Consider the following 22,537-nt stretch of genomic DNA (forward strand, 5'->3'; position numbering starts at 1 on the left):
TCGATGTCAGACGGGAGGTGTGCGGTCGCCGCCGCCCCAGCGGCGGCGACCGGAAGCTGGTCTTACTCCGCGGCGGCCGGCGCGGCGGCAGCCGGAACGGCCTCGGCCTCAGCCGGAGCCTCGGCGGGAACCTCGGCCGGCGCCTCAGCGGCAGCGGCGGGCTCCTCGGCCTTCTTCTCGGCACCCTCGTAGAGGTCGCGCTCCCACTCGGGCAGCGGCTCGCCGGCGGCGACAGCGGCAGCCTCGGGCTTCTCCTCGGCGTTGCCACCACGGCCACGGCCGGAGCGGGCGATCAGGCCGTCGGCCACCGCGGTGGCGATGACCCGGGTCAGCAGCTCGGCCGAACGGATCGCGTCGTCGTTGCCCGGGATCGGGAAGTCGACCTCGTCCGGGTCACAGTTGGTGTCCAGCACCGCGATGACCGGGATGCCCAGCTTGCGGGCCTCGTCGACGGCGATGTGCTCCTTCTTGGTGTCCACGACCCAGATCGCCGACGGCGTCTTGGTCATGTCACGCAGACCACCGAGAGTCTTGGTCAGCTTGGTCTTCTCGCGGAAGAGCTGCAGGGTCTCCTTCTTGGTGTAACCCGCGGCGGTGCCGGTCAGGTCACCCAGAGCCTCGAGCTCCTTCATGCGCTGCAGACGCTTGTACACCGTCTGGAAGTTGGTCAGCATGCCGCCGAGCCAACGGTGGTTCACGTACGGCTGGCCGACCCGGGTCGCCTGCTCGGCGATGGCCTCCTGCGCCTGCTTCTTGGTGCCGACGAAGAGGATGTGGCCACCCTCGGCGACGGTGTCCCGCACGTACGCGTACGCCTTCTCGATGTAGTCGAGCGTCTGGCGCAGGTCGATGATGTAGATACCGTTGCGCTCGGTGAAGATGAAGCGCTTCATCTTCGGGTTCCAGCGCCGGGTCTGGTGCCCGAAGTGGACACCGCTCTCGAGCAGCTGACGCATGGTCACTACGGCCATGGTGTAACTCCCTGGTCTTCCCTGGTTGTCACGCCCACCGGCGGTGAGCGTCCTGGCGCCCGGTCGGCAGCCACAGTCGGACCCGAGAAGATCGGGACCAGGGAGGGCCGTCGCCGCCGGCCCCGCCACAGACGAAGCTGCGACAGGCAACGGTCGGAGGGCGCGCGAGGTCGACCGCCTGGGCGGTCGCCGTCGACAAGCATACGCCAACCGGTGCGCCCACCCGGGCCGCCCTCGGTCCCACCCCGGCGACCTGCGGACGCTCTGTCCGCTTTCCGCCCTGGTGTCCGCCGGTATCACATCGCGCGGGCACGGACCGGCAATCCACATCACCGGTGATCTCACAGGCCGGGGCGCACGGCGCCCGCGACAGTGCCACCGTCCCCCGGCATGACGACTGAGCGAAGGGCCGTCGGGGCGTACGGCGAACGCCTCGCCGCCCGGCACCTGGAGGAACACGGCCTCGTCCTGCTGCACCGCAACTGGCGGTGCCCGGACGGCGAGGTCGACCTGATCCTGATCGACGGCGACGACCTCGTGTTCTGCGAGGTCAAGACGAGGCGGTCGGGGACGTTCGGGCCACCGGCCGCCGCGGTCAACCCGAAGAAGGTCCGCAAGCTGCGGCGACTGGCCGGACAGTGGCTGGCCGAGTCCGGCCGGCATGCCCGCCAGATCCGGTTCGACGTCGTCGAGGTGCTTCCGCAACCGCGCGGCGCGGCCCGGGTCGTCCACATCCGCGGGGCGTTCTGATGAGCTACGCCCGCGTCCTCTGCGTCGGCCTGGTCGGCGTCACCGGTCATCTCGTCGAGGTGGAGGCCGACCTCTCCGTCGGCCTGCCCGCGGTCGTCCTGACCGGCCTGCCGGACACCGTCCTGCACGAGGCCCGGGACCGGGTCCGGGCCGCACTGGTCAACTCCGGGGAGGAATGGCCGAATCGGCGGATAACGGTGAACCTGCTGCCGGCCGCGTTGCCGAAGCACGGCAGCGGGTTCGACCTCGGGATGGCGACGGCGATGCTGGCGAGCGCCGGCGAACTGCCGCCGGCCGCGCTGGACGGCGTCGTGCTCCTGGGCGAACTCGGGCTCGACGGCACCGTCCGGCCGGTGCGGGGCGTCCTGCCGATGGTCGCCGCCGCCGTCCGGGCCGGGATGACCCGGGTCATCGTGCCGGTCGCCAACGCCCGCGAGGCCATGGTGATCCCCGGGGTCACCGTCCGGGCGGTCGACTCGCTCCGCGGCCTCCTCGCCTTCCTCCGCGACGGCACACCCCTGCCGGAGATCCCGCCCGTACCGGCCGCCCCGACGGTCCCCGGACCGGACCTGGCCGAGATCGCCGGCCAGCACACGGCCCGCTACGCCCTGGAGGTGGCCGCGGCCGGCGGCCACCACCTGGCACTCCTCGGCCCACCCGGAGCGGGCAAGACGATGCTCGCCGAACGCCTCCCGTCGATCCTGCCCCGGCTGGACGACGACGCGGCGCTCGAGGTCACCGCCGTGCAGTCGATCGCCGGGGTGCTGCCACCCGACGGCCGCCTGATCCGCCGGCCGCCCTTCCAGGCCCCGCACCACACCTCGAGCACGGTGTCGCTGCTCGGCGGCGGAGCGGGCCTCGCCCGGCCGGGGCTGTTGTCCCTCGCCCACCGCGGGGTCCTCTTCCTCGACGAGGTCCCGGAGATGAGCCGGGCCACGCTGCAGGCGCTGCGCCAGCCGCTGGAGAGCGGCCGGGTGGTGCTGTCCCGTGCCCGGGGCACCGTCGAGTACCCCGCCCGCGTGCAACTGGTCGTCGCGGCCAACCCCTGCCCGTGCGCCTCGTCCGCCGGTGACCGGCACTGCACCTGCGGGCCCACCGTGCGGCGGCGCTACCTCGCGCGGCTCTCCGGACCGTTCCTGGACCGCATCGACATCCGGATCACGGTGCTGCCGCTGAGCGCGGCACAGCTGATGGTCGAGGTCGAACCCGCCGAGTCCTCGGCCGGCGTCGCCGCCCGGGTGGACCGGGCCCGGACCGCCGCGGCCGCCCGCTGGTCCGCCGAAGGCTGGCGGACCAACTCCGAGGTGCCCGGACCGGTGCTGCGCCGGCCGCCGTGGCGCCTGCCCGCCGGCGACACCACCGTGCTGCACCGGGCCGTCGACCGCGGCACCCTGTCCGGCCGCGGCTTCGACCGCGTCCTGCGCCTGGCCTGGACCGTCGCCGACCTGGACGGACGGGACCGCCCGGCGGCCGGCGAGGTGAACGAGGCCTACGAACTGCGGCAGGGCGAAACCCGTACCCCGAGGAGAGGAACGACATGATCGACAGAGGACCCGGCAGTCACCAGGACCGCGCCGCCCGCGCCGCCCTGACCTGGCTCACCGAACCCGGCGACCGCACCGTCTGGGCGCTGGTCCGCGACCACGGCGCGCCCGACACCCTGGACGCCCTGCTCGACGGCGACGCCCCGGACGCCCGGCTCCGGGCCGCGGTGGCCGCCCGCACGGCCGCCACCGACCCCCGCCGGGCCGCGGAGACCCAGCTCCGGCACGCCGACCGGCTCGGCGTACGCCTGGTCGTCCCGGCGGACGAGGAGTGGCCGTCCCGGGTGGACGACCTCGCCACCCTGGAACTCGGCGTCCCCGGCCGGGTCGGGCAGGACACCCGGCCGCCGCTCTGCTTCTGGGTACGCGGCAGCCCGCCCCTGGCCGAGACCCTGCACCGGTCGGTGGCGGTCGTCGGCGCCCGGGCCGCCACCGAGTACGGCACCCACGTCACGACCGAGATGGCGTTCGCCCTGGCCGGCTGTGAGTGGACGATCGTCTCGGGCGGCGCGTTCGGTATCGACGCCACCGCCCACCGGGGTGCTCTGGCCGCCGGCGGGCGCACGGTCTCGGTCCTGGCCTGCGGGGTGGACCGCCCCTACCCGGTCGGCAACACCGCGATGTTCGAGGAGATCGCCCAGAACGGACTGCTGATCAGCGAATGGCCGCTGGGCGCCGAACCCCTCCGGCACCGTTTCCTGATCCGGAACCGGGTGATCGCCGCGGCCACCGCCGGCACGGTCGTCGTCGAGGCCGCGGCCCGCAGCGGCGCCGTCCAGACGATGGGCCGGGTGATCTCCCTGAACCGTCCGGCCCTGGTGGTGCCCGGCCCGGTCACATCGGCCATGTCGGTCGGCTGCCACGAACTGCTGCGGACGCAACCGAGCGCCCGGCTGGTCACCTCGGCGGCCGACGTGCTGGAGGAGGTCGGCCGGATCGGCGAGCACCTGAGCGCCCCGGCGCGCGGCCGGGAACATCCGCGGGACGCGCTGGACGAGGAGTCCGCGCTGATCCTCGAGGCGGTGCCGGCCCGCGGCTGGTCCACTCCGGACGAACTCGCCGCGCAGGCCAGGGTCAGTGTCCGGACCGTCCTGCGGCGCCTTCCACTGTTGGAAGGGGCGGGCCTAGTCACACGAACGGATGAGGGGATAGGCCTCGCGCCCGATCGAACGACATGACCGGTCCCCTTCGAGTGGTCTTCCGGCCCGAAAATTCGACATGGTTGGGACCGGCTCGCCGAATTCCGGCCTCACCACTCGAGGTGGCGACTCCGGGGCCGACAAGCCGGTCGATTCCCGCCGCGCCTGTCAGTCCTCGGACTCGTCCAGATCACGACGATGGACCTTCATCCACGCCTCGACGTCCTCGGTGGCCCAAACCTTGCCCTGTGCCAGGTCAGCGACCGGTTTCGGAAAGTCGGTGCGACTCGTGATCTGGTACGCCCGCTGTCGGCTGACTCCGCCGAGACGGATGCGGATCTCGTGCGCGCCCATGAGGCGGATCGGCTTCACTCCCACATGATCGACCGTAGGCGCGGGACTATTAGTCGGCTATCCAGTTGATAAGGGACAGGTAGTCCTCCACACATTATAGTGGCTGCATGCCTAGAGGTCGCTTGACAATGATCCCGGTACCGCATCATCCCAGGCACCGCCGCGATTGGCGGACCCTCTGGCGGCGCTGCATCTGCGGCCTGCCGGCCCCCTGCATCGACCGCAGACCGCCCTCGCCGACCCCACCCTTCCCGCCCTTCCTGCCGCAACGACAGGCGGGACGCCGGGGAGGCCTCTACCGCTCCCACCACGCACAGTCCGACGACGATCACCCGCCTGGCACGCGGAACTCCGTGCCACGTTCACCCCAAGCCGACTCCACAGTCGGCAGAGCCGGGAGCTTAACCCCAGCTCAGCAGCATCGAGCTGGACAGCCGGGCCGCCGAAGGCCACACGGCAACCGCCGGCCGAACCACTGACCCTCCACACCAGAAGAGATCGAATGCAAACCCCGCTCACCGCGTACGCGCAAAGCACCGCTCCCACCGCCACCCGCCCCCACGCCTGCACCTGCCGAGCAAATGCTCCCCATTCGCGGCTAATAGCGCTTTCGCCTCTTCACGCATCGCGAACACCACCGGGTGGCCACCACCCCGCCCACCCGCCACCACCACTCCACAATCCGCCCACTTCGGACAGTCGTCGCCGCGGACGCCCCCGGCACCCGTCCCGATGAGCGACAGGCAGGAGGAGACCGACGAGACCCGACGGGGGAACGGTGACGACGGGCGAGAAGCCGCACGTGCACTCGCGGCCACTCTGGAACTGCGAGGCATGCGGGCAACCGTGGCCGTGCCCGACAGCCCGAAACGAACTGCTCCACGAATACCGGGAGTTTCCGTCACTGCTGAGGATCTACATGTCAGCGCAGATGCACCAGGCCCTCGAAGACCTCCGAACCCACAGCGAACCGCCGCTCAACCCCCACGACCGCTTCCTGACCTGGACCCGAACCCGCCCCGACACCCCCTGACACCCCGACACCGCGCCCGCAAGCCGGACTGTCCTCGATGGATGGACGACGACCTCCGCCGCGCTCCGTCAGCACCATTTCTGACCTGGCCGAAGGCCGCCAACCACCCGCGGCCCACCCCGTCGTCCGACCAAGCTCGGCCTTCTGAGCGCGACGAACCCATTCGCGCAACATCGGACTGTAGGTACAACATGATGGAGCATCATGAAGTCGTAAAATAGTTACCATGATCGATCATTCCGCGGACCGTGCGGTCTTCCGTCAGCTGGCGGATCTGCTGCGCGGGCAGATCGAGTCCGGCGAGCTGGGTCCGGGTGAGGCGCTGCCCAGCGAGCTGCGCCTGGCCCAGGATTACAGCATCAGCCGAACCACGGTGCGACAGGCCATCGGTCAGCTGCGCACCGAGGGCCTGGTAACCGTCGACCGCCCACGCGGCACCTTCGTCCGCATCCCCGAGCCGGTCCAGCTCCTGCAGCTGACCCGTGGCGACAAGGTAAGCGCCCGCATGCCCACCGACGTCGAGCGCCGCCGCCACAAACTGGCCGAGGGCGTCCCCGTCCTGGTGATCACCGCCCCCGACGGCTCCGAAAAGGTTCACCCCGCCGACCGCGTACAGCTGACCCGCCCCTGACCCCTTCCCGTAGGTGTTTTCGTTGCCGCTCTTGCGGGACGGGTAAGGCTGCCGAATCAACAGGCGGCCGCGACCGCGGGCCGGCGACCGGCGACGGGCGACCGGCGACGGGCGACCAGGGACGGGCGACCAGGGACGGGCGACAGGACCCAAGTGAGGGTCGGCGGTCGACGGCCGACAGGCAACAGGCAACAGCCGACGGGCGACAGCCGACAGGCGACGGGCGACGGGTCAGGCTCGGGTGCGGCGGTGGTGGCCCCGGCCTGTGTGCCAGGACTCGATCACCAAGTGATCGGCGGGGACTCCCACGTAAGTGAGGGCCACCTCGTCGATGTCCACCCGGAAGAAACCGGCGCCCTCGTGCTGGTCGTCCGGCGGGGGTGGGATCTCCCACGCGCGACCGGACAGTTTGGCGTCGCCGGGGCCGGACTCCGGATTGTCGGCCGGTGGCTCCAGGGTCGGGCTGTGCAGCGCCAACCGGGGGTCGCGGCGCAGGTCCGCCATTTTCAGCGAGTCGCCCATCATGCCGAAGGTGAGCTCGCCGTCGGCGAACCGCGTCTCGATCGCGCTGATCCGGGGTGCGCCGTCGCGGCGGAGGGTGGCGATGGTCTTGTTGGTCCCCGCGTCGAACAGCGCCCGCACCCGGGCTGCGAACTCCGGTGCCTCTGTCTCGATCTCTTCCCAGCGTGCCATGGAAAAACCCTAATCCCGGGGTACGACAGAAACACCGCACCGAAGACTTGACCCGGGGACACGCTCGTTGGACCGTCGTTTCCGATGGGTACCCGTGAACTGCACCAGGCACTACCGCCCGACCTGCGTGAGGCGGTCGACGAGTTCGGCCGTCACCTGGCCGTCGTCGAGGGCCGTTCGGAGCACACCGTCCGGGCGTATGTCGGCGATGTCGTCTCCCTGCTGGATCACGCCACCCGCGAGGGCCGTCCCGCCGGTGATGACCGCACAACCGGTGAAGACCACATCACCGGTGAAGGCCCCGACGCGGATGAGGACCACGTCGCCGGCGAGAACAGCGCGGGCCTCGCCGCCCTGGACATCGGGATCCTCCGGAGCTGGCTCGCCGCCCGGATGAACACCGGTGCCGCGCGGACCTCGCAGGCCCGTCGCGCCGCGTCCGCCCGGGCGTTCACCGCCTGGGCCCAGCGCACCGGGCGTTCCCCCGACGACCCCGGCGCCCAACTTGCCAGTCCGCGCGCCCACCGTTCGCTGCCCACCGTCCTGCGCGCCGACCAGGCCGCCGAACTGCTGGACCCCACCACCGAGCGCCCCGGCGACGAGAACCCCGGCGGCGAGGACCCGCCCGGCGAGAAACCCCATGCCAACGGACCGGACGACGGGGAGCACCCGGCCACCGGGCTACGGGACAAGGCCGTTCTCGAACTTCTCTACGCCACCGGAGTACGCGTCAGCGAACTCTGCAACCTGGACCGCGCCGACGTCGACCACTCCCGTCAGGTGATCCGGGTCTTCGGCAAGGGCGCCAAGGAGCGTGCCGTCCCGTACGGCCATCCCGCCCGGGACGCCCTCGACGCCTACCTCCGGCACGGGCGACCGGAGCTCTGCGGCCGTCTCAGCCGGGACGCCCTGTTCCTCGGGGTCAAGGGTGGCCGTCTGCAGCCCACCGTCGTCCGCCGGATCGTCGCCGACGCCGCCCGGGTCGCCGGTCTTCCGCACACCAGGCCGCACGACCTGCGCCACTCCGCCGCCACCCACCTGCTCGACGGGGGCGCCGACCTGCGGGCCGTGCAGGAGTTGCTGGGGCACAGTTCGCTGTCCAGCACGCAGATCTACACGCACGTCTCGACGGAACGGCTGCGCTCGGCGTTCAAGCAGGCGCATCCACGGGCATGAGACCGGCGGGAGAGCGACGCCCCGGCACCCACGGGCATGCGAGTGACCCGTAGAGGCACATCCACGAGCCTGAGAGCGACCGCCGTCGTACGATCCGAGGCATGAGCGCCGACGTCCCGCCCGTACCCCTTCCCGGCGCCCGGCTGCTGTTCTCGCTGGATCCGGCGGTGTCCTATCTCAACCACGGCTCGTTCGGCGCCCTGCCGATCGGTGTGCAGCGCGCCCAGCAGCGGCTGCGGGACGAGATGGAGGCCAATCCGCTGCGGTTCTACGGCACCGGGCTGTTGGACCGGATCATCCACTCCCGACGTCACCTCGCCACCTTTCTCGGTGCGGATCCGGACGGCAGCGCGCTGGTTCCGACCACCACCGCCGCGGTGTCGCTGGTGCTGCAGTCGGTGCGGTTGGCGGCCGGCGACGAGGTGCTGCTCACCGATCATGCGTACGGCGCGGTGGTCACCGCCGTGAAACGGGAGTGCCGGCGGACCGGGGCGAGCGCGCGGACCGTCGCCGTTCCGCTGGACGCGCCGGCCGCGGAGGTGGTCGCCCGGATTCGGGCCGCGCTGCGTCCCGGCCGGACCCGGCTGCTGGTGGTCGATCAGCTGCCGTCGGCGACGGCGAAACTCCTTCCGGTACGCGAGATCGCCGCCGCCGCCCGCGAACTGGACGTCACGGTGCTTGTCGACGCCGCCCACGTGCCCGGGATGCTGCCGGTCGACGTGGGTGCGATCGGCGCCGACTTCTGGGTCGGGAACCTGCACAAGTGGGGCTGGGCGCCGCGCGGCACGGCGCTTCTGCACGTGGCGCCGGCCTGGCGCCGCCGGATCGACCCGCTGATCGTGTCCTGGGAGCACGACGAGGGCTTCCCGTTGTCGGTGGAGTATCAGGGAACCATCGACTACACGCCCTGGCTGGCCGCGCCCGCCGGTGTGTTCACGTTGCGCACGCTCGGTGTCGAGGACGTCCGGCGGCACAACGAGGCGCTTGCCGCGTACGGTCAGAGGGTTGTCGGTGTGGCTCTCGGCCTCGCGCCCTCCGAGCTGCCGGACCCCGGACCGGGCGTGGCGATGCGGGTGGTGCCGTTGCCGGCCGGGCTGGCGTCCACGCAGCCGGAGGCGATCGCGCTGCGGCAGCACATCTCCGACAAGCTGGCGGCGGAGACGCAGGTCAGCGCCTGGGGTGGGCGGGGTCTGCTGCGGTTGAGCGCCCAGGTCTACAACCGGCCGGAGGAGTTCCACCGCCTGGCCGAGCGGCTCCCGGCGCTACTCAGGGACTATCAACGGTGAGCGGCAGCAGGCGGGCACGCCCCAACCCCAGCAGGGCGAGCGGATCCAGATAGTGGTCCGCCCTGCGTAGTCCCCAGTGCAGGCACGCCGCCCGAGGGCATCCCGGGTGCCCCGATTGTGCCGTCCCCAACACCGCCCCGGCCGGGATCCGGTCGCCTGTCGCCACCGACGGCGTCACCGGCTCGTAGGTGGTCCGCAGACCGCCGGGATGCGCCACGCTCACCACACCCCGGCCGGCGATCGTGCCGGCGAACACCACCGTCCCGGCGCCCGCCGACCGGATCGGGGCGCCCGGGGTCACCGCGAGGTCGACGCCGCGGTGCCCGGCCAGCCACGGGTCGGGCGGCGGGTCGAAACGCCGGGTCACCTCCGGCGGCGACGGGACCGGCCAGCCGAACAGTCCGGACCGGACCGGGCCCGGCAGGAGCAGGATCAGCAACAACAGGCAGTGTGCGGCGATGGACATGCCGCCGACACTGCCCGGCTCACACCGCTGCCGCGAACCGCCCTGTGGACGGCCGCCGCATGTGGATGACCGCGATCAGCCGAAGTTGGCGTCGTCCGGCAACGAGATGTCCGGCTTCTCCAGCTCCTCGACGTTCACGTCCTTGAACGTCATCACCCGCACGTTCTTGACGAACCGGGCCGGCCGATACATGTCCCAGACCCAGGCGTCGTGCATCTCGACCTCGAAATACACCTCGCCGTCGGAGTTGCGCACGTGCAGGTCGACCTGGTTGGCCAGGTAGAACCGGCGCTCGGTCTCCACGACGTAGGAGAACTGGCGGACGATGTCGCGGTACTCCCGGTAGAGCTGCAGCTCCATCTCGGTCTCGTACTTCTCGAGATCCTCTGCGCTCATCGTTTCTCGCCCTCCATGGCCTCATCTTCCCCCACCGACGGCGACGGCTGAGGCTGCTCGCCCGACGCCACGCCGACGGTACCCTCAGTGGCCTCCCGAAGCAGCAGCGGCTCGGTAACGGATGAGTCGAACAGCGACGGAATCGTGTCCGCCGGACGCTCGGCAGGTCGGCGCGCCCGGGGAGGCCGGTTGCCGCGCCCGGAGGCGGCGGCGACATTCGCATATGAGAAGCGGTGTTCGGCACAGGGGCCGTGCCGAAGTAACGCGGCACTGTGCTCGTCGGTGATGTAACCCTTGTGTACGGCGAAGCCGTAATCCGGGAATCTCGCGTCCAGCTCCACCATCAGCCGGTCCCTGGTGACCTTGGCCAGCACGCTGGCGGCCGCGACGCAGGCCGCGACCCGGTCACCCTTCCACACCGCGAGGCCGGGAACGCCCAGGCCGTCGACCGGGAACCCGTCGGTCAGCACGTACTCCGGGCGGACCGTCAGTGACGCGAGCGCGCGGCGCATCGCCGCCAGGTTGCACACGTGCAGGCCGCGGGAGTCGACCTCGGCCGGTGGAATGATCGTCACGGACCAGGCCAGCGCCTTGTCGACCACCTGGTCGTAGACGCGTTCCCGGGCGGCGGCGGTCAGCAGCTTGGAGTCGGCCAGGCCCGGGATCTCCCCGCGCCTGCCCTCCGGCAGGATCGCGGCGGCCGCCACCAGCGGGCCGGCGCAGGCGCCCCGGCCGGCCTCGTCGGCGCCCGCCACACGCTGGAAACCGCGGCGCTGCAGGGCCTGTTCGAGCGCGTAGAGGCCCGCCTCCCGGCGGACGACGGTGCGCGGTGGAGCCAGCATCAGACCTCCAGCACCCGGCGTAGCAGGCCGGCCAGGTCGAGCGGGAAGATCGCCTCGTCACTCGCGGCGATCTCCTCGGCGGACCACCAGCGGTGCGCGATGATGGTGCTCTGCTCCTCGGCGTCCATGCCGCTGGTGTCGACCTCCCAGGCCGGCACCCGGAGCAGATAGAAGTCCTGGGCCTGGCGGTAGTGCCGGGAGTCGTACTCGAACTCGGTCACCTCGTGGTGGACCGGGCCGGACAGGTCGCCGGGCTCGACGCGGAGACCGACCTCCTCGTAGAGCTCCCGCTGCGCGGCGAGAGCAGTCGTCTCGCCCTCCTCCAGGCCGCCGCCGGGAGTGAACCACCAGCGCTGCTCGGGGCGGCCGGGATCGCCGCCGTGCAGCAGCAGGACCCGCTCGTCGCGGTCGACGAGGAGGACGCGGCCGGCACGGCGGTCAATCACGGTCACGCCGACAAGCCTATTGCGCCCGACGAGGATCTTGCGACCCGGAGCGGCATGCAGGCCCTGTTTCGTGGGTCGCGTGAGCGCGAGGCAGGGTCCGGGTGGTGGCTGCCGCCAGGTGCCGGCCGGGTCACGCCGCAGCCCCGCGGAACCCACGCGACACGGCCTAGTTGCCCGAGGCGTCGGGGATCGTGTCGTACGAGTCCGGAACCGACAGCCAGGTGGCCCGGTCGACCGGCCAGAAGACCGTGAACGCCCGGCCGACCACCGAGTCGATGGTGATCGTCGCGTCCTGGATCTTGCCGGCCTCGTCGGTGGCCTGGCTCTGCTCGTAGTGCTCGAGGGAGTCGCCGGACGCCTCGCGGTGGTCGCCCATCACCCAGAGCCGGCCGGCCGGGACGGTGATGTTGAACTGCTGGTCGGCGACCTGGTTGCGGGTGCCGTCGTCGTCGGTGTAGATGTACGGCTCGTCCAGCGACTTCCCGTTGATCATGAGGCGCTGCTGGTCGTCACAGCACACCACGTTGTCGCCGGGCTCGCCGATGACCCGCTTGATGAAGTCCTCACCGTCGGCGCCGGACTGCCACGCGGTCGGCGCCTTGAAGACCAGGATCTCGCCACGACGCGGGTCGCGGAAGTCGTAGACCAGCTTGTTGACGAGGACCCGGTCCCAGACGTTGAGGGTGTGCTCCATCGACGGGGAGGGGATGTAGAAGGTCTGCAGGACGAAGGCACGCACCAGCACGGCGACGAGGATCGCCACACCAAGCAGGATGGGAAGCTCGCGCCAGAACGAACCTGGGCGCTTTTCGGTCTGCTCGTCAATCACGCTCGGAGCCTACGTCGTCGAGTCGCGAACGACATGCCGGAACGCGCGGATAAAACCACGCTGAGGAGTAAGGGCAGGATCTCCGTGGCGACCACGGGATCGGTGCGCCGGGCCGGCGCCGGACCCGCCCCGGCGGCCGTGGGCTGCGCGGCAGCGAACTGCTGCCAGACATCGGGCACGCTGAGTCCGGCGAAGCGATCACTGGGCCAGACGACCACGAAGGCACGGCCGATGACGTTCTCGATGGGAACCGGCCCCTGGCAGCGGGCGTCCTGCGAGACCGACCGGTGGTCACCCATCACGAACATCTGCCCGTCGGGGATCGTCACCTCGGTGAACCGCCGGCTGGTGCACTGCCCGGCGATCGGCGGCTGGCTCAGATCGGAGTTGAAACCGTCAGCGATGTACGGCTCGTCGATCCCGACCCCGTTGACGGTGATCCGCCCCTCGGAGTCGCAGCAGGCGACCTTGTCACCCGGAAGCCCGATCACCCGTTTGATGAAGTCGCGCTCGCCGGGGCGGCTGACGCCCACCAGGTCGCCGATGGTCCGTCCGAGTTTGGCCAGGAACGTGTTGCTGACCACCTCGGTGACCTCGGGCGCCCACTTGTCGGTGCCGCGGAACACCACGACCTCGCCGCGCAACGGGTCACGCATGTCGTACACGACCTTGTTGACCAGGACGCGATCCTGCACCAGCAGGGTGTTCTCCATGGACCCGGAGGGGATGTAGAACGCCTGGACCAGGAAGGTCCTGATCAGCACCGCCAGGCAGAACGCCACGACCAGCAACAGCGGGAGTTCCTGCCAGAGCGGCATCTCCTTGTTGCGTCTGATCACAGACCGCCGCCGCCGCGAGGACGGCCCATAACCTTCCATCGGTTCCACGCTTCGCATCTCCTGCCGCTCACCGGCCGAACCGCCCCCGGATACAGCACTACCGCCCGAGTTTCCCGGCTAGGGAAAGTTACGAGCGGTAGGACTGGAAAGGTTCACCAGAGCGCGTCCGGAACAGGCGCAAGCGTAAACCGCCCGCGCCCACCCCTGTCGCACCACGTCGTCCGGTCAGACGGTCTGCTTCTCCCGAAGCTCCTTGATCTTGGCCTTCTTGCCGCGGAGCTCACGCAGGTAGTAGAGCTTGGCGCGACGCACGTCACCACGGGTGATGACCTCGATGCGGTCGATCGCCGGGCTGTTGATCGGGTAGGTCCGCTCGACGCCGACGCCGAAGCTGATCTTCCGGACCTTGAAGGTCTCGCGGAGACCGGCACCGTGACGGGCGATGACCACGCCCTGGAAGATCTGGACGCGGGAGCGGTTGCCCTCGACGACCCGGGCGTACACCTTGAGGGTGTCACCAGCCCGGAAGTCCGGAATATCGGTACGCCGCGACAGGGCGTCAAGAGTGTCCAGCGTGTTCATCGCTGCATCCTCGTGCTCGGTGCGCACCGGGAGTTCGGTGCGCTGACGGGTGATTCTGATCCCCCCTGAGTCCAGGGGATCCTCGCCTCCACCCCACGGCGCGGGGCAGGACGGCAACCTCCCTACTCTGCCACACCCTCGGGCGGGATCTGAAATCCGGCCTCGGTCAGGGTCTTCCGGTCCGACTTGTCGAGGTCCCGGGGCGGGTAGGCGGCGAGCATGTCCGGACGACGGTCGGCGGTCCGCAGCAGGCTCCGGTCCCGCCGCCAGCGGGCGATCCGGCCGTGGTCGCCGGACCGCAGCACCTCCGGAACGTCCAGATCGCGCCAGGACGCCGGTTTGGTGTACACCGGGGCCTCCAGCAGGCCGGCCGCGTGCGACTCCTCGGTCAGCGAGTCCGCGTTGCCGATCACGCCGGGCAGCAGCCGGGTGATCGCCTCCATGATCACGATGACCGCGACCTCGCCGCCGAAGAGCACGTAGTCGCCGAGCGACACCTCCCGGACCGGCATCCGGCTCGCCGCCTCGTCGATCACCCGCTGGTCGATGCCCTCGTAGCGGCCGCAGGCGAACACCAGGTGCTCGGCGGCGGCCAGCTCGTAGGCGTCGGCCTGGGTGAACCGCTTGCCGACCGGAGACGGGATCACCAGGGTCGCGACCGGTGAGACGACCGCGTCCAGTGCCCGGCCCCACGGCTCCGGGCGCATCACCATGCCCGGGCCGCCGCCGTACGGCGTGTCGTCCACCGTCCGGTGCACGTCGGATGTCCAGGTGCGCAGATCGTGCACAGAGAGATCGAGAGTCCCGGTGGTCCGCGCCTTCCCGACCAGCGAGAGGTCGAGCGGCGCGAAGTAGTCCGGGAAGATCGAGATGATGTCGACCTTCACAGATCGAGGAGGCCTTCCGGGAGGTCGACGAGCACGCGACGACCGGGGAGGTCCACGGTCGGGACGATCGCCGTGACGAACGGGATCAACGCCGTCCCGCCACCGGTCTTGGCCAGCACGATCAGGTCCGAGGACGGCGCGTGCTCGATGCGCTGCACCGTGCCGTACTCCTCGCCGGAGGAGGCGGACACCACACGCAGCCCGACGAGCTGGTGGTCGTGGAACTCGTCCGGATCGTCCGGCGGCTCCAGAGCCTCGCTGTCGACCTGGAGGAAGACACCGCGCATCGCCTCGGCGACGTTGCGGTCGTCGATGCCCTCGAACACCGCGATGCCGCGGCCCTGATGCCAGCGGATCGAGGAGAGGGTGAGCTGTTTCGGCACTTCGAAACGGACACCGGGAGCCGGCGCGCCCGCCGGGCCGGCGCTCACCCGGCGGTCCCGGGGGACCTCCGTGGTGAACACCGAACCGGCGGTGAAGCGTGCCTCGGGCTCGTCGGTGCGCACGACAACGGAGACTTCGCCCCGGATGCCGTGCGGTTTACCGATCTGGCCGACGACGAGCAGCATCAGTAGGCGTCGACGATGTCGACCCGGATGCCACGCCCGCCGATCGAACCGATCACCTGGCGCAGGGCCTTGGCCGTGCGTCCGCCGCGCCCGATGACCGTTCCCAGGTCCTCCGGGTGCACACGAACCTCGAGCCGCTTGCCGCGGCGCGAGTCGACCAGACGAACCCGGACGTCGTCCGGGTTGTCGACGATCCCCTTGACGAGGTGCTCCAGCGCGGGCCGGAGCGCCCCGTCAGCTCGCGTCGGCGCCGGCACCGGCCGGGTCCTCTGCCGTCTCGGCGACAGCCTCGCGGGTCGGCTCAGCAGCCTCGGCGGGCTTCGACTCGGCGGGCTTCGACTCGGCGGGCTTCTCAGCCTTCTCGGCCTTGGCGCCCTTCTTCGGGGTGGCCGGCTTGGTGTCGGCGATGCCCGCAGCGGCCTTGGCCTCGGCCTCGTAGACCTCGGTCTTGTTCTGCTTGCTCGGCGCCACCAGCAGCGGCGGCGGGGCCGGCAGGCCCTTGAACTGCTGCCAGTCGCCGGTCTTCTCCAGGATGCGCTGCACGGCCTCGGACGGCTGGGCGCCGACGGAGAGCCAGTACTGCACGCGCTCGGACTTGACCTCGATGACCGAGGGGTGTTCCTTCGGCTGGTAGATGCCGACGTACTCGATGGCACGACCGTCGCGCTTGGTGCGCGAGTCGGCGATGACGATGCGGTACTGCGGGTTGCGGATCTTGCCCATCCGCAGGAGCCGGATCTTAACGGCCACGGTGTATTCGCTCCTGGTGACTGCGTGGGTGAGCCGACCGGAACCCACGTGGGGATGCGGGACCGATGTCTCGTGGATTGGCGATGTCGAGGGGTTAGAGGGCGCCTCGAAAATGCCGGATACCAGCTAGCCATTCTGCCAGACGGCAAGCAGGTATGGGCAATCGGCCCGCTCACATACCCATCAAAGATCAAAAACAGAAGATCTATGTCGCATCCGGGTGCAGGGGGAGGTTTTCTTCCGCTTTTGGGTGGTGGGCGGGGCGGTCGGATGGCGTCGCTCCCGCCGAGGCCGGGCCGGGGCCCACCTGACGGCGGCCCTGGCCCTTCATTCTGCGTGAGTGGTGAAGATCAAAACCTCAGTGCCGCGCCACGACCGGGCGGTCCCAGCCCGGCGGCAACTCGGTGATCGTGGTCCAGGAGGGGTCGGGCTGGAAGTCGGTCCAGGTGCCGTCGAAGGGGAACTCGTGCGCCTCGATCTTTTTGATCACGCTGCGGCCCTCGGCCCAGACGGCCGCCTCGTCCGGCACCCAGTAGTGCTCGGGCAGGGCGAGACGCTCGGCGAACTCGTCCTCGTCCTTCCACTCCCAGGTGCCGTCGGAGTGCCCGACGATGTCCAGGTCCTGGTCGATCACGTCGAAACCGATCACGTCACCGTCGTCCCAGCGGACCGCCGGCTCCTCCAGGTTCACGTAGTACTCCCGGAAGACGCCCTCGGCCGTCCGGAAGAACCAGACCGAGTGGCCGGCGCCGACCGGGAAGAAACGCAACAGACCCGGGCCCCGCCAGGTCGTCAGCCGCGGCTCATGCCCGACCGCCGACCACTCGGCGAACGGCATGTCCCGCGGCCCGCGCCCGTCGAGCGCCCGCTCCACCGCGATCACCGAGTCGGCCGCCAGCCAGACCAGCAGCCCGCGGTCGTCGTCGGACACCACCCGGGCCGGATGCACGAAGGCGATCCGGCCGAGGTGGGTGTCGCGGTGCAGGATCAGGCGACCCGGCGCGAACCGGGTGCTCAGTAGGACCGGCCCAGGTAGGCGATCAGGCCCGGCTCCTCGTCCGACTCCGGCATCGAGCCGTCCTCGCGGGTCAGGCACCGGACCGTCACGGCCTTGCCGTTCGCCGTCTTCTCGCCCTCGTCGCCGACCGCGGACCACGGCACGCGGGCCCAGCCGGTCGCCGACGCCTCGATCGCCTCGTCGAGCGTCTTCACGTCGACGGTGTTCTCGACCCGGAACGCCAGCGCGTCGTCGAAGAGCAGCTGCTGGTCGGCCGCCAGCGAGGCGTCCACCATCGCGGCGACCTCGGCCAGCGCGACCGGGGTCTTGGTGCCGGTGATCCGGCGGGCCACCACCACGTTTCCGGTGGCCAGGTCGCGGGGACCGACCTCGACCCGGATCGGGATCCCCTGAAGCTCCGCGTCGACAGCGCGACGGCCGAATGGAATGTCGGCACGGTCGTCCAGCTTTACGCGTACCCCGGCGGCCTTGAGCTCGTCACGGAGCTTGACCGCCGCCTCGGTGACGCCCTCGCCGGCCTTGACCACCATGATCTGCACCTGCACCGGCGCCAGCCGGGGCGGAACCCGCAGACCGTTGTCGTCGCCGTGCACCATGATCAGGCCGCCGAGCATCCGGGTCGAGGTACCCCAGGACGTGGTCCAGGCGTGCTCGACCGTGCGCTCCGCCGACGAGTAGGTGATGTCGAAGGCCTTCGCGAAGTTCTGCCCCAGCTCGTGCGAGGTGCCCATCTGCAGCGCCTTGCCGTCGCGCATCATGGCCTCGACGGTCATCGTGTTCGTCGCGCCGGCGAACCGCTCGCTCTTCGTCTTGCGACCGGGCACGACCGGGATGGCCAGCACGTCGGTCATGAACTTCTCGTAGACGTTCTTGTGGATGTCCCGGGCGTGGTCACGCGCGTCCTGCTCGGTCGCGTGCGCGGTGTGCCCCTCCTGCCAGAGGAACTCGGTGGTGCGCAGGAACGTGCGCGGGCGCAGCTCCCACCGGACCACGTTCGCCCACTGGTTGAGCAGCAGAGGCAGGTCACGGTAGGAATCCACCCACTTGGCCATGAACTCGCCGATCACCGTCTCGCTGGTGGGACGCACCACCAGCGGCTCGGCGAGCTCCTTGCCGCCGGCGTGGGTGACCACGGCCAGCTCCGGTGAGAAGCCCTCGACGTGATCGGCCTCGCGGCGCAGGTAGTTCTCCGGGATGAACAGCGGGAAGTACGCGTTCTGGACGCCGGCTTCCTTGATCCGCAGGTCCATGTCGGCCTGCATGCGCTCCCAGATGGCGTAGCCGACCGGGCGGATGACCATCGTCCCCCGGACCGGGCCGTTGTCAGCGAGCTGAGCCTTGGCGATCAGGTCCTGGTACCACCGGGGGAAGTCCTCCGCGCGGGGAGTGAGCACACGAGCCATGAGGCAGCATCTTAGTCGCGCGCCACATGCAACCCGCCGGGTGGTCGTCCCGTGTCCCCCTTCGACGAGGACGGGAGATCGCCCTCGGGACACTGCCCGCGATCTCCGGCCGGTGCGGGCTAACGGACGACGGTTCCCCGCAGGATGATGCGGCGGGGAGCCCGCACCACCCGCAGGTCCACGCGCGGGTCCTCGTCGTAGACGACCAGGTCGGCCGGCCCGCCCTCGACCAGTCCCGGGAAGCCCAGCCAATCCCGGGCCCGCCACGACGCCGCGGCCAGCACGTCCACCGCCGGGATCCCGGCCTCGTGCAGGTGGAGCATCTCCTCGGCGGCCAGCCCGTGCCGGATGCCGCCGCCCGCGTCGGTGCCCACGTAGATCGGGACACCGGCCTCGTAGGCGGCCATCACCACGGACGGGAACCGGTCCCGCAGGGCGATCATATGGTCGGCGTACCCCGCGAACTTCTCCCGGGCCTGATCGGCGATCTTCCCGAACGTCCGGATGTTGATCATCGTGGGGACCAGCACGGTGCCGCGCCGTGCCATCTCGTCGACCAGGTCCACCGTCAGCCCGGTGCCGTGCTCCACCGAATCCACCCCGGCCCGCACCATGATCTCCACGCCCTCCTCGGAGAACGTGTGCACCGCCGCCCGCGCCCCGGCCGCGTGCGCCGCCTCCACCGCGCGGGCCATCGTCGCCGCGTCCCAGCTCGGCGCCAGGTCACCGACACCCCGGTCGATCCAGTCCCCGACCAGTTTCACCCAGCCGGTCCCGGCCTTCGCCTGCTCGGTGACGGCCGCCGCGACGTCCTCCGGCCCCACCTCGACACCGATGTCCCGCAGGTACCGCCGAGGCGCGGCCACATGCCGCCCGGCCCGGGCCAGGCGCGGCACGCCCGGTTCGTCGTCAAGCTCCGGATAGGGGTACGGCGACCCGGCGTCCCGCAACGCCAGAACACCCGCGTCCCGGTCGATCATGGCCAGCTCCCGGGCGTCGTCGACGCTCTGGATCGGCTTGGCCCCGTACGCGATCCCCAGGTGACAGTGCGCGTCGACCAGCCCCGGCAGGATGAACCCGCCGTCACTGACCGTCTCGGCCCCGCCGACCGGCTCATAGGTGACCCGGTCCCCCACCAGCCACAGATCCCGGACGTCCCCGTCCGGCAGAACCGCCCCACGCACATGCAAAGCCATGAGTAAGTCCTACCGGATCCGGATCGGTTTCGGGCCCCGGCCCTCAGTCCGCGGCCGCGCGCAGCTCGTCACGCAGGGCGGTCAACGCCGGAAGATCGATCGTCACCGGGTAGGGCACGTCCGTCGTGAACACCTTGTCGGTATTGGTGATCACCTCATAGACGCCGCTGTCATCGAGCCGGAACTCGGTCAACGCGACGCCCTTCTCGAAGGCCGGGTCGATGACCCAGTAGGCCTCGACCTTCGCCGCCGCGTAGACCTTCGTCTTGGCGTGCATGTCCCGGAAGTGTGAGGTCGGCGAGACCACCTCGACGACGAGCAGCGCGCCGGCGACCGGCACCGGTGACCGTGTGGCGTAACGCTTTTCGATCACCACCACATCGGGACGGGGTTCATTGCTCCGGTTGATCTCGATTGACATGTCGAAGATCGGCCGGTGATCCGGTGGACACTCACCGGCTCGCAACATGAGGACGAGTTCTAAACAGAACTCCTGGTGAAGGGCTGTAGGGGATGGCAAGATCAGCCTTCCGTCGACGAGCTCGTAGCGGAGGCCCTTCGGAAGGCTCGCCAGGTCGTCGACGGTCCAGTCCTCTTTGTCCTGCAACTCGGACGAGGTCAGGTTGAGGGCCGCAGTCATGGGTTCCTCCTTGGGGGGTGTCATGAGACTCCCTGAACCATGACAACGACCTCAACCGTCTTCACTCGTCAGTGACTGCTTGCCGCTCTCCCGCGGGATTGCGCAGTGGCTACTTGTCGTCCTTCGGCGGCTTGCTCAGCTTGTTGAAGTCGAGCTTCGGCAGCTTGAAGCCCGGCGGCATGCCCTGCCCGCCGGGCAGCGCGCTCGGGTCCAGCCCCGGCGGCAGCTGCGGCATGCCACCCGGGAACCCGCCCGGCATCCCACCGGGAGCGCGGCCGACGCGAGGTCGGTTGCCGCCCTTGGTGCCCTTGCGCTTGTTCTTCTGGCTCTTGGTGGCGCTGCGGCGGCCGCCCGGCAGGCCCATCATGCCGCTCATCTGCTTCATCATCTTCTGCGCGTCGGCGAAGCGGTTGAGCAGCTGGTTGACGTCCATCACCGTGACGCCGGAGCCGTTGGCGATGCGCAGCCGGCGGGAGGCGTTGATGATCTTCGGGTTGGTGCGTTCGGTCGGGGTCATCGAGCGGATGATCGCGGTGACCCGGTCGAAGTGGCTGTCGTCGAGCTCGTCCAGCTGGCCCTTGAGCTGGCCCATGCCGGGCATCATGCCGAGGATGTTGGCGATCGGGCCCATCCGGCGGACCGCGATCAGCTGGTCGAGGAAGTCCTCCAGCGTGAACTGCTCGCCACCGAGCAGCTTGCTGGTCATCTTCTCCTTCTGATCCTCGTCGAAGGCCTGCTCGGCCTGCTCGATGAGGGTCAGCACGTCACCCATGCCGAGGATCCGGCTGGCCATCCGGTCCGGGTGGAAGACGTCGAAGTCCTCGAGCTTCTCACCGGTGGAGGCGAACAGGATGGGCTGGCCGGTGACGTGCCGGACGGAGAGGGCCGCGCCACCGCGGGCGTCACCGTCGAGCTTGGAGAGGACCACACCGGTGATGCCGACGCCGTCGCGGAACGCCTCGGCGGTCTGCACCGCGTCCTGGCCGACCATCGCGTCGATGACGAAGACGACCTCGTCGGGGTTGACGGCGGCGCGGATGTCGGCGGCCTGCTGCATCATCTCGGCGTCGATGCCGAGGCGGCCGGCGGTGTCGACGATGACGATGTCCTTGGCGGTGCGCCGCGCGACCTCGATCGAGTCTTTCGCGACCTTGACCGGGTCGCCGACGCCGCTGCCCGGCTCGGGGGCGTAGACCTCGACACCGGCCCGGGCGCCCACCACCTGCAGCTGGTTGACCGCGTTCGGCCGCTGGAGGTCGGCGGCGACCAGCAGCGGCTGGTGGCCCTGGTTCTTGAGCCAGCGGGAGAGCTTGCCGGCCAGTGTCGTCTTGCCGGCGCCCTGGAGGCCGGCCAGCATGATCACAGTGGGCGGCTGCTTGGCGAACTGCAGGCGCCGGCTCTCACCACCGAGGATGGTGATGAGCTCCTCATGGACGATCTTGATGATCTGCTGGGCCGGGTTGAGCGCCTGGGAGACCTCGGCGCCGCGCGCCCGCTCCTTGAGGCTGGCGATGAACGCCTTGACCACCGGCAGCGCCACGTCGGCCTCGAGCAGGGCGAGACGGATCTCGCGCGCGGTGGCGTCGATGTCGGCGTCGGTCAGTTTGCCCTTGCCGCGGAGCTTGGTGAAGATCCCGGAGAGGCGGTCACTCAAGGTGTCAAACACGGTGCGGCTTCCCCTTGGTCGTAAATCCCGTCTCCGCAAGCCTAGCCGTAGCTGACGAAGCTCACCGGTTCCGCATGCGGTACGTCTTGGCGGCCGCCTCGATCCGCCGCTGAGTGCGGGTGCCGGGCGCCAGCTCACCCTTGATCCGGCCGTAGAGCCAGAGGCCGCCGCCGACCACGAGGGCGCCCACGATCAGGTAGTAGAGGAAGCCGCCGAGCAGCGAGCTGACCACCCAGCCGACCACGATCACTCCGGCGACCACCGCTGCCAGAAACGCCAGTGCCTTGCCCATCACGGCCTCCCGCCGTCGTCGCTGCACGCTCTCCTCCACCATGCCGCCCCGGAGCAAGCACCCGCATCGGCCGTACCCCTGAAGCGTTCCCCTAAGGGTGAGCACTTCCGAACAAGGCCCCGGATGCTCACGAAAGGCG

Annotated in this window: 26 protein-coding genes; 6 read left to right on the top strand and 20 right to left on the bottom strand. The window is 70.2% G+C overall.

What is annotated here, in order from left to right; genetic code table 11:
* Positions 1 to 62 precede the first annotated feature (62 nt).
* A complete protein-coding gene (rpsB, locus tag QSK32_RS25780; protein WP_045741439.1) occupies positions 63 to 971 on the bottom strand; it encodes a 30S ribosomal protein S2 in 909 nt (302 codons plus the stop codon).
* Positions 972 to 1,361: 390 nt separating this feature from the next.
* Here rpsB and QSK32_RS25785 point away from each other — a divergent pair, with 390 nt between their 5' ends.
* Genes QSK32_RS25785 through dprA form a run of 3 tightly spaced genes read left to right on the top strand, consistent with a single transcriptional unit; the run spans position 1,362 to position 4,443 of the window.
* Entirely contained in the window at positions 1,362 to 1,721 is a 360-nt protein-coding gene (locus tag QSK32_RS25785) for a YraN family protein (protein WP_045741545.1), read from the top strand.
* On the top strand, positions 1,721 to 3,262 hold the full coding sequence (locus QSK32_RS25790; RefSeq protein ID WP_285473385.1) for a YifB family Mg chelatase-like AAA ATPase: 1,542 nt from the start codon (positions 1,721 to 1,723) through the stop codon (positions 3,260 to 3,262). Before QSK32_RS25785 ends, QSK32_RS25790 begins: the two co-directional genes overlap by 1 nt.
* Positions 3,259 to 4,443 carry a DNA-processing protein DprA gene (gene dprA / locus QSK32_RS25795; protein WP_285473386.1) on the top strand — a complete coding sequence of 395 codons (1,185 nt, stop codon included), beginning with the start codon at positions 3,259 to 3,261 and terminating at the stop codon, positions 4,441 to 4,443. The genes QSK32_RS25790 and dprA overlap by 4 nt, the downstream gene beginning before the upstream one ends.
* A 129-nt stretch (positions 4,444 to 4,572) precedes the next feature.
* Here the strand turns inward: dprA and QSK32_RS25800 are convergent, their stop codons facing one another.
* On the bottom strand, positions 4,573 to 4,758 hold the full coding sequence (locus tag QSK32_RS25800; RefSeq protein ID WP_045741544.1) for an AlpA family phage regulatory protein: 186 nt from the start codon (positions 4,756 to 4,758) through the stop codon (positions 4,573 to 4,575).
* A gap of 1,259 nt (positions 4,759 to 6,017) precedes the next feature.
* Between QSK32_RS25800 and QSK32_RS25805 the strand changes: the two genes are divergently transcribed.
* Positions 6,018 to 6,422 (top strand): GntR family transcriptional regulator, encoded by a 405-nt coding sequence (locus QSK32_RS25805; RefSeq protein ID WP_045741435.1) that lies wholly within the window; start codon positions 6,018 to 6,020, stop codon positions 6,420 to 6,422.
* A 231-nt stretch (positions 6,423 to 6,653) separates the two neighbouring features.
* Here QSK32_RS25805 and QSK32_RS25810 read toward each other — a convergent pair whose 3' ends face one another.
* A complete protein-coding gene (locus tag QSK32_RS25810) occupies positions 6,654 to 7,115 on the bottom strand; it encodes a pyridoxamine 5'-phosphate oxidase family protein (RefSeq protein ID WP_045741434.1) in 462 nt (153 codons plus the stop codon).
* An 84-nt stretch (positions 7,116 to 7,199) separates the two neighbouring features.
* Between QSK32_RS25810 and QSK32_RS25815 the strand changes: the two genes are divergently transcribed.
* Together QSK32_RS25815 and QSK32_RS25820 are read left to right on the top strand one after the other, a co-directional pair.
* On the top strand, positions 7,200 to 8,291 hold the full coding sequence (locus QSK32_RS25815) for a tyrosine recombinase XerC (RefSeq protein WP_285473387.1): 1,092 nt from the start codon (positions 7,200 to 7,202) through the stop codon (positions 8,289 to 8,291).
* 101 nt (positions 8,292 to 8,392) lie between these two features.
* Positions 8,393 to 9,577 (top strand): aminotransferase class V-fold PLP-dependent enzyme, encoded by a 1,185-nt coding sequence (locus QSK32_RS25820; RefSeq protein ID WP_045741432.1) that lies wholly within the window; start codon positions 8,393 to 8,395, stop codon positions 9,575 to 9,577.
* Here QSK32_RS25820 and QSK32_RS25825 read toward each other — a convergent pair.
* The 17 genes from QSK32_RS25825 to QSK32_RS25905 all read right to left on the bottom strand — a co-directional run bounded on the left by QSK32_RS25825 (position 9,558) and on the right by QSK32_RS25905 (position 22,425).
* Positions 9,558 to 10,043, bottom strand: a complete 486-nt coding sequence (locus QSK32_RS25825; RefSeq protein WP_045741431.1) for a murein hydrolase activator EnvC family protein — start codon at positions 10,041 to 10,043, stop codon at positions 9,558 to 9,560. The genes QSK32_RS25820 and QSK32_RS25825 overlap by 20 nt on opposite strands.
* Before the next feature lie 75 nt (positions 10,044 to 10,118).
* Entirely contained in the window at positions 10,119 to 10,439 is a 321-nt protein-coding gene (locus QSK32_RS25830) for a DUF2469 domain-containing protein (protein ID WP_045741430.1), read from the bottom strand.
* Entirely contained in the window at positions 10,436 to 11,281 is an 846-nt protein-coding gene (locus tag QSK32_RS25835) for a ribonuclease HII (RefSeq protein WP_045741429.1), read from the bottom strand. Before QSK32_RS25835 ends, QSK32_RS25830 begins: the two co-directional genes overlap by 4 nt.
* Entirely contained in the window at positions 11,281 to 11,733 is a 453-nt protein-coding gene (locus QSK32_RS25840; protein ID WP_045741428.1) for an NUDIX hydrolase, read from the bottom strand. The genes QSK32_RS25835 and QSK32_RS25840 overlap by 1 nt, the downstream gene beginning before the upstream one ends.
* 160 nt (positions 11,734 to 11,893) lie before the next feature.
* The gene (lepB, locus tag QSK32_RS25845) at positions 11,894 to 12,556 is read right to left on the bottom strand and encodes a signal peptidase I (protein ID WP_045741427.1); all 663 of its coding nucleotides are present in this window, start codon (positions 12,554 to 12,556) and stop codon (positions 11,894 to 11,896) included.
* Positions 12,553 to 13,452 carry a signal peptidase I gene (gene lepB / locus QSK32_RS25850; RefSeq protein WP_502872553.1) on the bottom strand — a complete coding sequence of 300 codons (900 nt, stop codon included), beginning with the start codon at positions 13,450 to 13,452 and terminating at the stop codon, positions 12,553 to 12,555. The genes lepB (QSK32_RS25845) and lepB (QSK32_RS25850) overlap by 4 nt, the downstream gene beginning before the upstream one ends.
* A 168-nt stretch (positions 13,453 to 13,620) precedes the next feature.
* The gene (gene rplS / locus QSK32_RS25855) at positions 13,621 to 13,977 is read right to left on the bottom strand and encodes a 50S ribosomal protein L19 (RefSeq protein ID WP_045741543.1); all 357 of its coding nucleotides are present in this window, start codon (positions 13,975 to 13,977) and stop codon (positions 13,621 to 13,623) included.
* 122 nt (positions 13,978 to 14,099) lie between these two features.
* Entirely contained in the window at positions 14,100 to 14,864 is a 765-nt protein-coding gene (gene trmD, locus QSK32_RS25860; protein ID WP_285473388.1) for a tRNA (guanosine(37)-N1)-methyltransferase TrmD, read from the bottom strand.
* Entirely contained in the window at positions 14,861 to 15,430 is a 570-nt protein-coding gene (rimM, locus tag QSK32_RS25865; RefSeq protein WP_285473414.1) for a ribosome maturation factor RimM, read from the bottom strand. The genes trmD and rimM overlap by 4 nt, the downstream gene beginning before the upstream one ends.
* Positions 15,431 to 15,432: 2 nt before the next feature.
* Complete coding sequence (locus QSK32_RS25870; RefSeq protein WP_014447131.1) at positions 15,433 to 15,690, bottom strand: RNA-binding protein; 258 nt, start codon at positions 15,688 to 15,690, stop codon at positions 15,433 to 15,435.
* Complete coding sequence (gene rpsP, locus QSK32_RS25875) at positions 15,668 to 16,183, bottom strand: 30S ribosomal protein S16 (RefSeq protein ID WP_285473389.1); 516 nt, start codon at positions 16,181 to 16,183, stop codon at positions 15,668 to 15,670. Before rpsP ends, QSK32_RS25870 begins: the two co-directional genes overlap by 23 nt.
* A gap of 358 nt (positions 16,184 to 16,541) precedes the next feature.
* Positions 16,542 to 17,201, bottom strand: coding sequence for a ribonuclease FAU-1 family protein (locus QSK32_RS25880; protein ID WP_083448910.1), 660 nt, complete (start codon positions 17,199 to 17,201; stop codon positions 16,542 to 16,544).
* Positions 17,198 to 18,604: a proline--tRNA ligase gene (proS, locus tag QSK32_RS25885; RefSeq protein WP_285473390.1), complete on the bottom strand. Its 1,407-nt coding sequence runs from the start codon at positions 18,602 to 18,604 to the stop codon at positions 17,198 to 17,200. The genes QSK32_RS25880 and proS overlap by 4 nt, the downstream gene beginning before the upstream one ends.
* A gap of 119 nt (positions 18,605 to 18,723) precedes the next feature.
* Positions 18,724 to 19,800, bottom strand: a complete 1,077-nt coding sequence (locus tag QSK32_RS25890; protein ID WP_285473391.1) for an amidohydrolase family protein — start codon at positions 19,798 to 19,800, stop codon at positions 18,724 to 18,726.
* A 43-nt stretch (positions 19,801 to 19,843) separates the two neighbouring features.
* Positions 19,844 to 20,440: a Uma2 family endonuclease gene (locus QSK32_RS25895; protein ID WP_285473392.1), complete on the bottom strand. Its 597-nt coding sequence runs from the start codon at positions 20,438 to 20,440 to the stop codon at positions 19,844 to 19,846.
* A gap of 109 nt (positions 20,441 to 20,549) precedes the next feature.
* Entirely contained in the window at positions 20,550 to 22,106 is a 1,557-nt protein-coding gene (gene ffh / locus QSK32_RS25900) for a signal recognition particle protein (protein WP_285473393.1), read from the bottom strand.
* Between the two features lie 61 nt (positions 22,107 to 22,167).
* Positions 22,168 to 22,425 (bottom strand): hypothetical protein, encoded by a 258-nt coding sequence (locus tag QSK32_RS25905; protein WP_285473394.1) that lies wholly within the window; start codon positions 22,423 to 22,425, stop codon positions 22,168 to 22,170.
* Positions 22,426 to 22,537 lie beyond the last annotated feature (112 nt).

The sequence above is a fragment of the Actinoplanes sp. NBRC 101535 genome (assembly GCF_030269225.1).
Classification (GTDB): Bacteria; Actinomycetota; Actinomycetes; order Mycobacteriales; family Micromonosporaceae; genus Actinoplanes; species Actinoplanes rectilineatus.

Excerpts from the sequence above, each read along its gene's own strand:
- QSK32_RS25790 (WP_285473385.1), top strand. The coding sequence starts at position 1,721 with ATGAGCTACGCCCGCGTCCTCTGCGTCGGCCTGGTCGGCGTCACCGGT.
- dprA (WP_285473386.1), top strand. The coding sequence starts at position 3,259 with ATGATCGACAGAGGACCCGGCAGTCACCAGGACCGCGCCGCCCGCGCC.
- proS (WP_285473390.1), bottom strand. The coding sequence starts at position 18,604 with ATGGCTCGTGTGCTCACTCCCCGCGCGGAGGACTTCCCCCGGTGGTAC.
- QSK32_RS25895 (WP_285473392.1), bottom strand. The coding sequence starts at position 20,440 with ATGACTGCGGCCCTCAACCTGACCTCGTCCGAGTTGCAGGACAAAGAG.
- rpsB (WP_045741439.1), bottom strand. The coding sequence starts at position 971 with ATGGCCGTAGTGACCATGCGTCAGCTGCTCGAGAGCGGTGTCCACTTC.
- QSK32_RS25820 (WP_045741432.1), top strand. The coding sequence starts at position 8,393 with ATGAGCGCCGACGTCCCGCCCGTACCCCTTCCCGGCGCCCGGCTGCTG.
- QSK32_RS25805 (WP_045741435.1), top strand. The coding sequence starts at position 6,018 with ATGATCGATCATTCCGCGGACCGTGCGGTCTTCCGTCAGCTGGCGGAT.
- QSK32_RS25800 (WP_045741544.1), bottom strand. The coding sequence starts at position 4,758 with ATGGGCGCGCACGAGATCCGCATCCGTCTCGGCGGAGTCAGCCGACAG.
- QSK32_RS25785 (WP_045741545.1), top strand. The coding sequence starts at position 1,362 with ATGACGACTGAGCGAAGGGCCGTCGGGGCGTACGGCGAACGCCTCGCC.
- QSK32_RS25830 (WP_045741430.1), bottom strand. The coding sequence starts at position 10,439 with ATGAGCGCAGAGGATCTCGAGAAGTACGAGACCGAGATGGAGCTGCAG.
- QSK32_RS25815 (WP_285473387.1), top strand. The coding sequence starts at position 7,200 with ATGGGTACCCGTGAACTGCACCAGGCACTACCGCCCGACCTGCGTGAG.
- rplS (WP_045741543.1), bottom strand. The coding sequence starts at position 13,977 with ATGAACACGCTGGACACTCTTGACGCCCTGTCGCGGCGTACCGATATT.
- QSK32_RS25890 (WP_285473391.1), bottom strand. The coding sequence starts at position 19,800 with ATGGCTTTGCATGTGCGTGGGGCGGTTCTGCCGGACGGGGACGTCCGG.
- lepB (WP_502872553.1), bottom strand. The coding sequence starts at position 13,452 with ATGCGAAGCGTGGAACCGATGGAAGGTTATGGGCCGTCCTCGCGGCGG.
- QSK32_RS25835 (WP_045741429.1), bottom strand. The coding sequence starts at position 11,281 with ATGCTGGCTCCACCGCGCACCGTCGTCCGCCGGGAGGCGGGCCTCTAC.
- QSK32_RS25825 (WP_045741431.1), bottom strand. The coding sequence starts at position 10,043 with ATGTCCATCGCCGCACACTGCCTGTTGTTGCTGATCCTGCTCCTGCCG.
- QSK32_RS25810 (WP_045741434.1), bottom strand. The coding sequence starts at position 7,115 with ATGGCACGCTGGGAAGAGATCGAGACAGAGGCACCGGAGTTCGCAGCC.